The sequence below is a fragment of the Brevibacillus ruminantium genome, assembly GCF_023746555.1.
GTDB classification, from domain to species: domain Bacteria; phylum Bacillota; class Bacilli; order Brevibacillales; family Brevibacillaceae; genus Brevibacillus; species Brevibacillus ruminantium.
In genome coordinates this window covers 209030-221741 of record NZ_CP098755.1, presented here as the reverse complement: position 1 = coordinate 221741, position 12712 = coordinate 209030, and the positions used below count along the sequence as shown (strand labels likewise).

Annotated in this window: 16 protein-coding genes; 1 reads left to right on the top strand and 15 read right to left on the bottom strand. The window is 46.3% G+C overall.

Translation table 11 applies throughout. The annotated features are described in order from the left end of the window. Positions 1-26: 26 nt before the first annotated feature. From ltrA to NDK47_RS01145, 4 genes are all read right to left on the bottom strand, one after another. Entirely contained in the window at positions 27-1271 is a 1245-nt protein-coding gene (ltrA, locus tag NDK47_RS01160; protein ID WP_251873080.1) for a group II intron reverse transcriptase/maturase, read from the bottom strand. Positions 1272-1988: 717 nt separating this feature from the next. Continuing rightward, a complete protein-coding gene (locus NDK47_RS01155) occupies positions 1989-2933 on the bottom strand; it encodes a sigma-70 family RNA polymerase sigma factor (protein ID WP_251873079.1) in 945 nt (314 codons plus the stop codon). Between the two features lie 276 nt (positions 2934-3209). Continuing rightward, entirely contained in the window at positions 3210-3644 is a 435-nt protein-coding gene (locus NDK47_RS01150; RefSeq protein ID WP_251873078.1) for a hypothetical protein, read from the bottom strand. Further along, on the bottom strand, positions 3644-3790 hold the full coding sequence (locus NDK47_RS01145; RefSeq protein ID WP_251873077.1) for a hypothetical protein: 147 nt from the start codon (positions 3788-3790) through the stop codon (positions 3644-3646). The genes NDK47_RS01150 and NDK47_RS01145 overlap by 1 nt, the downstream gene beginning before the upstream one ends. A gap of 190 nt (positions 3791-3980) precedes the next feature. On the opposite strand from NDK47_RS01145, the gene NDK47_RS01140 reads away from it, so the two are divergent. After that, complete coding sequence (locus tag NDK47_RS01140; protein WP_251873076.1) at positions 3981-4454, top strand: hypothetical protein; 474 nt, start codon at positions 3981-3983, stop codon at positions 4452-4454. 118 nt (positions 4455-4572) lie between these two features. Here the strand turns inward: NDK47_RS01140 and NDK47_RS01135 are convergent, their stop codons facing one another. The 11 genes from NDK47_RS01135 to NDK47_RS01085 all read right to left on the bottom strand — a co-directional run bounded on the left by NDK47_RS01135 (position 4573) and on the right by NDK47_RS01085 (position 12710). Continuing rightward, a complete protein-coding gene (locus NDK47_RS01135; RefSeq protein ID WP_251875903.1) occupies positions 4573-5136 on the bottom strand; it encodes a hypothetical protein in 564 nt (187 codons plus the stop codon). A 63-nt stretch (positions 5137-5199) separates the two neighbouring features. Further along, a complete protein-coding gene (locus tag NDK47_RS01130; protein ID WP_251873075.1) occupies positions 5200-5616 on the bottom strand; it encodes a hypothetical protein in 417 nt (138 codons plus the stop codon). Then, complete coding sequence (locus tag NDK47_RS01125) at positions 5616-5768, bottom strand: hypothetical protein (protein ID WP_251873074.1); 153 nt, start codon at positions 5766-5768, stop codon at positions 5616-5618. Before NDK47_RS01125 ends, NDK47_RS01130 begins: the two co-directional genes overlap by 1 nt. A gap of 2 nt (positions 5769-5770) precedes the next feature. Continuing rightward, positions 5771-6178 carry a hypothetical protein gene (locus NDK47_RS01120; protein WP_251873073.1) on the bottom strand — a complete coding sequence of 136 codons (408 nt, stop codon included), beginning with the start codon at positions 6176-6178 and terminating at the stop codon, positions 5771-5773. A gap of 494 nt (positions 6179-6672) precedes the next feature. Further along, positions 6673-6825 (bottom strand): hypothetical protein, encoded by a 153-nt coding sequence (locus NDK47_RS01115; protein WP_251873072.1) that lies wholly within the window; start codon positions 6823-6825, stop codon positions 6673-6675. A 14-nt stretch (positions 6826-6839) separates the two neighbouring features. Beyond that, positions 6840-7682, bottom strand: a complete 843-nt coding sequence (locus tag NDK47_RS01110) for a hypothetical protein (RefSeq protein WP_251873071.1) — start codon at positions 7680-7682, stop codon at positions 6840-6842. Beyond that, positions 7683-8378 carry a hypothetical protein gene (locus NDK47_RS01105; protein ID WP_251873070.1) on the bottom strand — a complete coding sequence of 232 codons (696 nt, stop codon included), beginning with the start codon at positions 8376-8378 and terminating at the stop codon, positions 7683-7685. 200 nt (positions 8379-8578) lie between these two features. Further along, on the bottom strand, positions 8579-9928 hold the full coding sequence (locus NDK47_RS01100) for an ATPase, T2SS/T4P/T4SS family (protein WP_251873069.1): 1350 nt from the start codon (positions 9926-9928) through the stop codon (positions 8579-8581). Continuing rightward, positions 9925-11052 (bottom strand): hypothetical protein, encoded by a 1128-nt coding sequence (locus NDK47_RS01095; RefSeq protein WP_251873068.1) that lies wholly within the window; start codon positions 11050-11052, stop codon positions 9925-9927. Before NDK47_RS01095 ends, NDK47_RS01100 begins: the two co-directional genes overlap by 4 nt. Then, positions 11049-11840, bottom strand: coding sequence for an SAF domain-containing protein (locus NDK47_RS01090; RefSeq protein WP_251873067.1), 792 nt, complete (start codon positions 11838-11840; stop codon positions 11049-11051). The genes NDK47_RS01095 and NDK47_RS01090 overlap by 4 nt, the downstream gene beginning before the upstream one ends. A 15-nt stretch (positions 11841-11855) precedes the next feature. After that, positions 11856-12710 (bottom strand): CpaE/TadZ family protein, encoded by an 855-nt coding sequence (locus NDK47_RS01085; RefSeq protein WP_251873066.1) that lies wholly within the window; start codon positions 12708-12710, stop codon positions 11856-11858. Between the last annotated feature and the right edge of the window lie 2 nt (positions 12711-12712).

Below are 12712 nucleotides of genomic sequence, written 5' to 3'. Positions count from 1 at the left end.
ATACGGCGGTTCATCTAGGTATGACGTCAAAGTAAATACCTATCCGTAAGACTTTTCAGACCTTCGGTCTGCCAGTAGGCGTTATTCAAAGTTCTGTGAAGTATAGGACTGCATGCAATACGCCAGTATTTCTTACGTGAATTACCCCATTCGTAGGCTTTTGCTTTGGGTACTCCCAAGGTAATGAGCCTTTTTACTTTTGTTTTGGGGTTCTTCCACTGTTTCCAGAGGCACATGCGGAGCCTTCTTCTTATCCATTCGTCTAGACTGGTAAATACCGAAGGTGTGTCTGCAAGTGAGAAGTATCCCGCCCAGCCAATCAGGTATTGATTTAGCTGTTCAATCCGATACTCCATGGGAAGCGCTTTAGATCTTGAGGTAAGTTCCCGAATTCGTTGTTTTACCTTCTTCATGCTTTCTTTCGCAATTCGAACCTTTGGATCAGACTGATAGGTAAAGCTAAACCCAAGAAATTTACGCTTCCACGGTCTGTCTACCGCGCTTTTCTCTTGGTTGACTTTGAGTTTTAGCTTTCCTTCAATAAACGCGGTAATGGATGTCATCACCCGTTTGCCAGCCTTCTTTGAGGAAATATATACGTTGCAGTCGTCCGCATAACGGACGAAGCTAAGCCCACGTTTTTCAAGCTCCATATCCAATTCATGCAGCATAATGTTGGATAAGAGCGGACTTAGAGGGCCACCTTGCGGTACCCCTTCCTCGTTGGCTGTTTCCAGTCCGTTAATCATGACGCCAGATTCTAAATAGCTTCTGATGAGCTTAAGAAGTGTCTTGTCCTTGACATGTTTAGCGATTAGGCCCATTAACTTGTCATGGTTCACTTTATCGAAGAATTTCTCTAAGTCTAAATCAACAACCCATCGTTTCCCGTCTTTCATAAATCCCTTCGCCCTTCGGACTGCATCGTGTCCTCGTCTATTTGGTCGGAAACCATAACTGTGTTCGGAAAACATCGGATCGAAGATCGGGGTAAGAATCTGAGCGATTGCCTGTTGGATAAAGCGGTCTGTTACGGTAGGTATCCCTAACAAGCGCACGCCACCGTTCGGTTTCGGGATTTCGATCCTTCGGACTGGTTGCGGTTGATAGGTACCTGCCTCTACCTGCTGGCGGATGGAGTCCCAGTTGGTCATGATATGTTCACGTAGGGATTTTACTGACATACCATCCACACCGTGGCTTCCTTTATTCTTTTCCACTCTCTTTAATGCTGTCAGAAGGTTTTCCCGTGACAGAAGCTGCTTCATCATTTGGACTATTCCTTTCGCGTGAACGTTCTTTCTATTTGTGCCATTCTTACTTCAGCCCTCTCAGAGTCCCCCGTGGGATTCACCACTTCCTCCCCTGAGCAAGTCCTTGCGGATTGTCTGCTTCATCAGCAAGAATGAACGCCTAGCTTCTCGTTCTTCCTAGATGTTCGGTCCTTCCCTGTTCAGGTGCCCCTTACTACGGTACTATGACCTCTGCTGACCCCTGACCGTTCAGCTTCTCCTCTTGAAGAAGGTTACCATGTGGGCATGGCGTTCCGATCAGGTCTCCCCAGGTAAGAGCGTTATCTTCCCCTCCATCTATCTGCCTCATTTACTCTCATTCGCCTTTGGCAGTAGGGACTTCGCCTTGACATGCAGACTCATCCAGCGAATGCTAGCCTCATATGAGGTTCGTGTTCCTCAGACCGGAGGTTTGCCGCCGACTTCCTTCAGATTCCACCTCACGGTGGACACCCTTGTCTTAAGCTAATGGCTACTACTGCCTTCGCCATTCGGGACTTTAACCCTATAGATAACGACCATGCTGGGCGCACATAAAAAACAGTCCCCATCATGAGGACTGTTTCTTTGCATTTATCATAAAATATGAGATCGAGCATGCAGAGGCAATCCCACTCTCGAAACGAGACTGGCGGGACACCCCTCCATGCATGTGTATTCAGGCTTTCGTGGTACGAGGTACGGTCGATGTTTTCTTTAGGTCAGGTAATCTTTCAACAGACGCGAGGCTTTTTGAGTACGGAGCCGATCAATCGTCGTCGCTTCGATTTGGCGAATCCGCTCACGGGTCAGGCCAAACATCTTGCCGACCTCCTCCAGCGTGTACACCTGATCATCATACAAACCGTAACGCATCGCGATGATTTCCTGTGCGCGCGGACTGAGTCGGTCCAAGGCAGCTCGCATTTGCGAGCGGAGATCAACCTTTTCAATCCAATCGTCCAAAGACGTCTCCCCATCGTCGACAATCTCGGCATAGCTGAGATATTCATCCTCATACTCTGCCCAGAGCGTATCATCATCCGGCTGCGCATCAATTGATTCCATTTTTAACATCAAGGCAAACTCAATCGCCTCCACCTTTTCCAGCGGAAGATCGAGCAGTGTAGCAATCTCCTGGCGATCAGGAGTACGGCTCAGCAGATGGGCCAACTGGAGCACCTGCTTTTGATACTGTCTGATTTGCTCGTGCATGTGGACAGGGATACGAATCAGTGTCCCTTTGTCATTAATCGCCCGGGTAATCGCCTGCGAGATCCACCAGTGCGAGTAATGGTACAGACGCACGCCGCGATCTACATCAAACTTGTCGATAGCGGTAAACAGTCCAATCGTTCCTTCCTGGATCAGATCCAAGAAGGGCATTCCCTTTCGAAGATGGCGCAAAGCTGTACTGACGACATACCGAAGATAGGCACGCACCAGTTGCTCTCGAGCCTCCAGATCCCCATCACGCTGATAACGGATCAGGCAGTCCATCTCTTCCTCTTTGTCCAACATGGGTGTTGCAGCGACGCCTTCCAGAAACAGCAGAGTCGACGTGTCATTCCGCAGGGAACGGGGCACGACAATGCCCAACTGGTTTTCAACTTCCCGCCAGCGACGAGGAGTTGACTGGAAAGTAGAAGTACTCACAGTCATATGCAACCCTCACTTCTCTGAATGAAAATTCCACGATGAGGTTTCGCCAGTTGCTTCCTTCTGATGTTACATTATGCGTATTTCGACAAAGACGGGTTAATTCCTTCTAGTTTACAGAATATTTACGGAAATGCGGACGATAGATTGATGGAAACGCTGTCAATATCAGGAGATTGTTCGTCCTCTTCCTTTACATAAAAAGTCCTCATCTTGGGGGATGAGGGGGGAATTTGTCGAATATTGGATTGTTATTTGGATGGTTTTTAGAGGAGCGTCTCATTTTCCCATGATAATGGTATCCAAAAGGATTTCTTCTACATGCTGGCCATTCTCATCTTCCCATGTCATTTGAAAGGTTAAGTCGCTGAACATGGAAGCAAGCTCTTTCTCTGGCATATTCTGATGAAAAGTAGGCTTTGTTGCAGAATGGGCATAAGTAGAAAAAATCTGAACGGTTTCGAAGTTTTGCAATTTTTCTAGATCATGTCTCAAATCCCCACCTGGGCTGCCATTGCGAACTTGAGCCTCATACTGAGCAGATTTCAATGTAACCGGGGTTTTCAACTTTATTTTTCCAACAAAAACAGCCTCAACATCGGGGTCATCAACGGGCTTTATGTCCATACTGGCTTCCCAATGTTCACTACTTCCTTGCAGAGTGTGTACCCATTCTTTTTTACTACACCCCAATAGAAATACAAACACGATCATCAGAACGATAAAATTTCCTGTTTCTCATGTTTGGCATCTTCCTTTTCAATATTATGTTCATCCACTTTTTCAGTGTACGGTAAGGTCGATGAGGTGGGATCTGCTGAGGAATCTACTGTAAAAACTTTTTCTTCAACAATACCCACGTTTTTCCTGTTTGTAAATATATGGGGGGATTTTGTTGAATTTTGGCTGGTATAGTCAGGTATATCTTCGAGGGTTTTCCAATAGATGTGACGAAAAATGTGACAAATCCTTTTATCCCCTCGTCTCCCATTAAGCAGGGGTACCGGCGTATTTTTCATCATCGGAATTTCGAGAAAGGGGTGCAGCATTTTGAGAAAAGGACAAATTCTGATATTCTCTCTCCTCATCATTTATTCGCTTAGCCAATTGATATACTTTCCTGGTTTGAAAGTGTCGTCTTTCGATGAACTGGGCTTATTTGATAAGCACAAGATAACTGGGCTGGCCATTACAAAAATTGGCGAGAACGACAGAGTACAACTTACCGATCAAAAGGAGATTCAAAAAATACTAGATGATTTATCAAAATTGGAGCTTCGGAAAATAAAGAGTGAAATGGATGCGATGGACATGGACCCTACTCAGATCGATGCAGAAAAAAACTCGCAGAAATATTTCATAGATATCAAGGAAAATAATCGGGATGTGGGGACAGCCTATCTTTCCGGTACGAAATACATAAAGTTCTACATGGATTCCACTACCGAAATTCTTATCTATAAAATTGTAAATACTCCTGAATTAGACATTCATCATGTATTCGATTCAGCGAAAAATAATTGATCATACCAGTACCCCTAAAGGGGTGTACCGTAAAAAACAACAACAGAGCTGAATATTCTCTCTTCACAAAAAACAAGAATGGCTGGAATCGTGACCAACCATTCTTTCGTAACGTCATTTACCATTTGAGTTCTTCCACACTGACGACCGGAAAAGCATGGGCCGGCAACATCGGAAGAAAGGGACGCTCGTCTACATAGGCGACAACGATATGGGAGGGCCCCACCATGGTTTTCGGGGCCATACGGAGTTCTTCTCCTGTTTTGGTCGTGACGGTAATCTCCAGCAATCCTCCGGTCGGTCTTGCTGGCCCGGGAACGACTTGATCCAGAACCAGCTCATTGCCCTTATGTTGGAGAAAGAGCTTGTGATCGTGGCGCCACGATAAAAAATCGACGTAATACCGAGCGAAGGGGACGGCATCTGTCGTCACGCTATGCTCCCCAGGAAAATACTGACTTCCCTCGCGACGATAACCGCCATTTTCAAGCATTCGCTTGTCAAAGCGATCAAGCGATTCCTTTTCCATCAGGTCGATGACGCCTTCTGTCTTTAACAGAGGCTCCACGGCAAACGTCGCATGATGATTAGAGAGCTCCAGCAGCATTTTCATCTCTGTCTTTTTCTGCATGGCTAGATCCGCATCGACCACAAAAGCACCAATCAGAAGGAAGAACAGCAACGCTGATATAGACAAAATATTAATCCCCGTACCTATCCCCTCCGTTTTGTCATTAAACTGTACTTACAGATCATAGTCCATCCTGTTTATAGTGCCGTAGCGAGTGACGCGCATCTTTTTCTCAGAAGAGGAGAACCATGAGGTGAAAAGAGGAAAAGGCAGTTCGGCTTCCAGCATAAATTCATCTTCATGACTCCATAAAACTGGGTCGGCAGCCCGGCTACGTTCAACTTTCACAACCAGATCATCCTCAGACAGCGAAAAAGATTTCTCAGCCAGCTCCTGCGAGATGAAGGCTCGGACTTTTCCCAACACCTCTCCCTCTCCGCGCCCACCGTGGTTGCTCACGTATTTGGTCGCGGCGGCACTTACCTCCAGCAGTTCATTATGCGTCTGAATGACCGTATGAACCTGCAAAATTCCGAGCGGTACCAGCAGCATCACCATCACTTGAAGAAATACTGCAATAATCTGTCCCATTATCCCGTACCAAACCGGGTTACATGACCCAGCAGCTTTCCAAAAAACTGCATGCATAATGCCAACAAACTATCAGGACCTGTCAGCAGCAGGTTTACAGTCAGAGGCAATACCAGCACCATGAGTCCCAGGACTGCAAGGATTTTGTTCATACCTACCACCCCGGATCAAAGTATTCGGAAGGGCGACTTCCAGTAAAATGAAAGGACGTCTCTCCCTTCACAAATAAGTGCATCCACTGCGATAGACGGGAGGGCCGAACGGTGAGCGTGAGCGTAACCATTTCGTCCCGCTCTTTGCGTGCACGTAGACCCTCCGTCCTCGGTACACTACCGGAAAAAACGTCTAACGAGACATCCCAACCCAGGTCCCCCATCTTTTGAAGGTAGTAATCAGCCAGGAGCGGCTCCAGATAACCGATATCCTGCATATCGTCAAACGCATCCGCATAGATACTGCGGGCAATGGCCCTCTCCATCGCATACATCTCATATGCTGCGATGGCCGAGAAAAGGATAAGCATCACCGACAAGCAGATGAAAAAGACCTTCGTTTTCAACATATCCTTCCAGCAGCAACGCTAGTAATCGGTATTCCGGTTAATCCGGCTATGCCGGTTTGTCCAACCTTTTCCGATTTGCCAGAAACCGATCGTCAACCGGTCCCGTCGCGATAACCACTAGTGAAAGCTGATCGTTGCTGCTTTATACACCCTTTCCTGTTGAGTTTCTTTCAACTGCTCCTGAGGGGTGTTCCCCCAGATAAACGCGCACAAACTCCCTACCATGACCAAGATGATCAAGAACGCGTGAAGATGTATCATTATTTGCTTGTATAAGAGGTGCCATTTTGCATTTTAAACTGAACATTTTCATTTCTTGTATCGTAGTTAAGGGACGTTACGGAGTTATGAATGTTTTCAGCGGACTCGATAGCGGACGGACTCAGTTCGTTTCCGTATGAGCTTACACCAATCCCCAGAACCATTACGCAAGCCAGAAAAATAAAGAACATTTTAGACATACATCACACTCTCCCTTTTTCATGATTATTGTTTTATTCCTTTGGCAAAGCCTGGTCAATCCAGTGGACTGCCCGGTCGCGCAATCCACCATCACTGACGATCGAGCTGTTAACGGATGATATGCTGGATACGATGATGCCCAGGGTGAAGACGATACACATCAGGATGGAGAAAAGTTTCGTCATGCCTGCTCCCCTCCTCAGGTAAGATATTTATCCAGAATTTCGGTGAGCAGTTTGTACCACGGATACATAGCCACTAGCAAGCCCATGTAAAATGCCGGATAGACAATGATGCTATAACCGATGCCCAGTGATTTGATTTTTTTCCGGTGACGAAACATGCGCCGATGATCAACTGCCCACTCCAATCGCTGCATCGTAATGGAGACCTGCCCCTGGCTTAAATGTTCAATGGTCCTCATACTGGAGACGAGCATAATCCCATCATCAACGCCAAGCTTCCTTTTGAATGTTTCCAAAGCCTCATCCGGGTCCTGATTCCAATCCGATAGACTCGGGATATATTCTTTTAGCAAGCGAGTCGGACGAGCTGCTTTAAGCATTGCGGAATAGACGGGTACCTGGTTCTCCAGCAAATTCACATATCGGTTAATAAAACGGGCGATATCTGTACTTAATACTTCTTCCCGATAGCTGGCCCACATCTTCAGTCCAAAATACGGAAGCAAAAAACTGAGAGTCGAAGCAATCAACAATGTCAAAAGAGGAAACGAAGCTGCCCGAATGAACATCGATCCAAACAGAATTAGCAGACATACCGCAGTACCGCAGACAACTTGTGATAATACCCATTCTGGTTTTCCCCACCCAAAAGGTCTGCCCGCACGTTCCAGCAACCGGTCCCACGCCGGATCATCCGAGGAATTCACTGCCTTTGACCAGACTTCTTTCCAGGGTATGGATACAAACAGCTTCCGACGATGTTCAAAGCTGATCGCGTACTTCCCCAGTGTAAGACAACCGATGAAGACAAAAATAGCGCCCAATGACAAAGCGGTATACATATAGATCGTGGGCAATTAGTGATACCTCCTTCCCCAGATGAATGCCAACAGAATTGAGATGAACCACACGGTCACCGCCAGCGACAAGATAGCTTGTCCGTCAGCTGTGAAAAAATACAGCCTGTATGATTCTTTCAACAGACTTTGATTATAGGGAATCAAACAGATACAAATGATGATCACCAGAATCAAACTAATCCATATCGAATGGATTTCGCTGTTTCTTTCTTCTTTTTCATCCTGCTGAACAAACATTTCATTGGTCAAACGGTTTAATGCTGCTTGTATGTCCTCCGTTTCTCCTTCCAACCCGCTCGTCACATAGGTCGCAAAATCAAAAGCCCACGGGTGGTTCAACCGCTCTGCAAACTGCTGAAGGGCGAAAGAAGAATCCCCTCCATCCGCTAATGTATTGATTAACAACAATAAATCAGGGAGAAGGTCTTTCGGACATTCCTCAACCATTTCTCGAAAAGCCAGAACGATATTTTTCTTACTGCTGTAATATCGAGCGAAGAGATCAACAAATAAACAAAAAGAGGCGATCTTTCGGTTGATCAGCACCGTATACCTGGCGTACAGCAACAGGGTTGGCAAAAGCAGCAACAAAATAAAAAGCGATAAGGACACCACGACATTTCCCAGTAGCAGCCCGGAAATAAAACCCGATACCGCTCCCACGATCGAGAGGCCCAAAACGATTTCAGGCACTCCTCCAGCCACCCGACACCAACGTTCATATTGGCTGTAAAGAAACTGGTTGGTTTTGCGCTTGAGCATCTTTTCGCGCAGTTCCGCAACGGTTCTCGAAAAGAAAACCTTTGGTGAAGTCCATGTCCGATAAAGGTACAAGCTCAAAAGGAAAAAGCTGACCAGAAGACATACAAACATCGGGACAAATAGAAATAGCTTCATAGGATTCTTCCTCTATCTGTCAGTCTCAATTCTTTTAATGTATCAAGATCTGCTTTTCCTACGTGGCACATGTACTCAACCAAGTGTCCGTCTATCTGTTTCCCTGTCCACTCGTACTCACCAGTAACCATATTGCGATAGACCAGCGGCACGGATTCAACACGATTCATCGTTTCATTCCACTCTGTCACATGTATGGCATCGATAAAGCGATGACCGTTATTTCGGTAGGTCAATGAATTAATAAAGTTGACAGCGCGACTGATCCTCTCTTGTGTCAGCTCAACACTTCGTCCCCCGTATTGATAGACCAAATCTGTCAAATCGTTGAGTGCCTTATGTGGAAATCGCTCATGCATCGCGGCAAGCGTAGCATCCGTTCCACGTACTCCGGCATTAATGAAGTGATACGCTTCTATAGGTTCACGTATTTCCCCAATAAGGATGGTATTGGCGGTGGAACGGTACATATCTTTGAAGGAATTGGCCAATTCAATCCCGATTTCTTCAACGTTTTGAAGTTCAATCACCTCTCCACTCCACACATCACCAAATCTCATTTCATGCTCGCTTTCAAAGATCGTGATGTATTCCGTTTGCGGGTTCTTGAGCTTCAGCATGCATAGCATCAACGTTGTTTTTCCGGCCGCCATCGGTCCAATCACCAGTGCGTTGCCCCGACCATAAACTTGCTGTTCCAGCAGCAGCTGCACTTTATCGTCAAAGGTTGGCTTCTCTTGGTTACGGAGATCGTCCAGCGAAAAAGCGGGTGTGGCAAAGCGGCGAACGATAATAACCGGCACACGAGAGTAGGGAAAGGTAAACATGGTTAATCTCGCCTTTAAGGCTTCCAGATAGCCACTGAGCCGTGGCTTCTTTTCATGAAAGGAAAGACCTGCCGTGTTGGTCAATTTTTGTTGCAGCGTCTCTACCTCTTGCCAAGTAGGGATATAGTCTAAAAACTTCTTCACTCCCTGCTCAATGTAAGCAACCCTTCTTCCTGCAGATAGCCTCACCTCCTCCACCCATGGGGAGAGATGGAGCACAGCGTCCAAGATTCCCCACCCATACGTGGAAAAAACCAGGCCTTCATACGCATTTACATGTGGAAGAATACACTCCTGGACTGGACGTCGCAGCACCTCCTCGAAGTAATGCTCCAGTCGAAGAATGATGTGACTATGGCTGTCTCGATCTCCCTGTTCCGCTAAAGTTAAAATTTGCTGCATCTCCATCTTCTCTTCGCGGGTTGAACCAAAATGGTTGAGGTAATCCCGCGCAGCTTGCTGAATATCATGGATATCTTTGAGGTCTGCTGCCTGCCATCTTTTGAGCGCCATATTCATTGGTACACGACCGCTCCTCTGACCATTTTTTCAGCCTGCATGATTGCTTGCAGTCCTGTGATATACGGCTTAGGAGGAAGAAACTCTTCAACCAATACACTGTGAGTCCGGTGCGACTGGCTCAACCGATCGTCTGATATACGGGGAACCACCCCGTATACTGATATCCCTTCCCCTATGCGATTGACCTGACCCTTTTCCATATGGCTCAGCATTACCTGATAATCAATGCCTCTCTGATTCCAGCTTTTTATCCATTCTTTGGCTCCCTCGATGCTAAACGGGTCAGACCTTACGAAGAACAGATTGCGGTCGGCAATGTGAACAAGTCTTTTCAATGCCTCTGTTTCCGGGAAACTATAGCCCCAATCGATATAGACAAAGTCAAATTGTTCACGAAGGGTAGTCATCAGGTTAGAGATCTCTACGCTCTTCCAATTGCTCGTTGCGTTCGCATAAAAGAGATTCGGGCAATAGCTACTTTGTTTGCACAGCTTTCCCCAATCTCTTTGCCGGGCTGTACGCATGTCCAACAAATCTGGACGGAACAGACTGAGCTGAAACTGCTGCAGCTTATAGAAGCGGGTCAGATCCTGCTTATGAAGGTTCATATCCAACACCAAAATCCGTTTTTCGGGGTACTCTTTGGCAAGTAATACGGGATAGTTGATACAAAATGATGTGATCCCTGCACCTCCATGACTCATCAGCGCGTAAATCAGTCCTTGCCTTTCGGGCGGGATTCGCTGGCGTTCAACGTCTTCTTCTTCCCATCCAAAGATTTGCCCGATCGCCTTCCGTATCTCTTCTTGTGACAGATTGGCTAAAAGGGTATACACGCCGTTTAAATCAGCGACTTCTACTACTTCTTTGACCAATCTTTCATTTTGATACAGCGGTACGACTATGATCCTCGTCTCAGTCGGCAATGCCTCTCTTACCTTTGGAAGCCAGTCCCAGACAGGTGTCTCGAACATTTCGGAAAACAGCACAGCAGCCTCTGGTTGATAGAGCTTGGCCAAGCGAAAAAAATCTGTGGAAGATTCTGAAACCAGGGCTTGGCATTTGCTAGGCAAATAAGTATAAACCAAAGACTTTACAGGATAACAAACGATCGTTTTCATTTTGTTGTCACCACCTCAGGGCTGGATACTTGACCAATTTGAACGACACCGTACAGAAACGCCTCGCTGATCGCTGTAAATTGGTGATCGGTAAGGTTTAATCCGATAAATGACGCCAGAGCAGTCGGTTGTGAGCGATAGTCATGGAATCGCTTTTCACCGTTTAACAGCGGCCTTTCCCTGGAGCCGTTAAATATAGCATCCATATGATCGGGTGAAGGAAGCGGGCTTGGCTTAATCGTGTAAATTTCCGTACCGTTACTGTCTCTCACTGTTGCCAGCTGGGTGGTAAATAACAGATCGGCAGTGCCATTGCTTTTCACAAAATGGCTGGGCTCCGGTAAATGCTCCAGCTCGGACGGTGATTTATAGGTAACCCATACTTTCACATGGTCACCCTTTCGCAATTCCGTTACGGGATTAAAAAATGTAAGTGGAAATTCATAGCGCGCCATCCCTTTTTCCGGAAGCAACTGGTCATCCGTTAGCTTCCTCTTCAGCAGTTGTTCACCGGCGTAGATGGTTTGTGTACTTCTCTTTCCGATGACACTCTCCAGGTCACTGATTGAATCCGGAAGTATTTCATCGATTTCCTCCTGAACCAAAACGATATCGGCTTTTGTGATCGGTTCAAACGGAGAAATTTCCTTTCCTGGCGCTACCTTCACAACCGGTGCATACAAACGTTCTAGAGTGAGTACCTCAATATAGCGAGTCGCTGCATAGAAACACGAACCAGCAAGGATAAAAGAAATGATGCTGATAATGAATAAGGTCTGTTTTTTCATAGCGTTCTTCCTTCTTCATGATAAAAGTGAGGCAAAACCGCTCTCTTCCTCGGGGTACTCTTCCAACAACAGCTTTGCCTTCGAGTGGGCTTCAAAGGTCTTTTCTCCATCAATAAGCGGCACAATCTTTTCGACACGAACGGGATTCCCCTCATCCCAAAGTGACAAGGTCCCATCCACTTTTTTCATCACCGCAGAGCGGTTCCATCTCTCGCTCCATTTGTTGGCAATAATTCTAATTTTGTTCTGCTGTTCAAGCCACCATTTCGGAGGCTGTTCTGTTACCATCATCCGGGTAAGCCGGGCTATATCTGTATCAATGACGACCCAGATTTCATCAACGAATCCAAGCAAGTGCTCGATTTGTTGGTCGCGCCAATCGGAAGAGAAGTCAATCAAAACAACGGCACTCTCTCTACTCATTCGAAAAAGCCAGTCTGTATGATTCTGAGTAAATTTGGTTTGGGATAGTGGAGTTTCAACATGGATGCGGAGATTATTATTTTGCAAGAAGAGAATGGATGTGGATGCAGTTCGTTGCTGTGAGAAAACAGGTGCTCGCTGCGCAATATCGAGAGCAAAATAGGTATGGGAGACTCTTCCCGGCAGCTCGCAAAGACTTACTGTATGTCCGTTACCTGCCATAGCAAAAGCAGTATTTCCAGCTAGAAAACTGGCTCCAGCCTGGGGATACAGGCTGACAACAGCGATACAACGCTGATGAATCTGCTTCGGTGTTTCATCGGGTTCCAGTTTCGTTAGTTTTTCTTTTAGTACTTTGAGACGCTGTTCTTCTTCTTGAGTATGGTGTATTTCTTTTTTCTCCAGTTCACGAAACTGGCTTACAAATTGATGAACATGCTTGAACATGT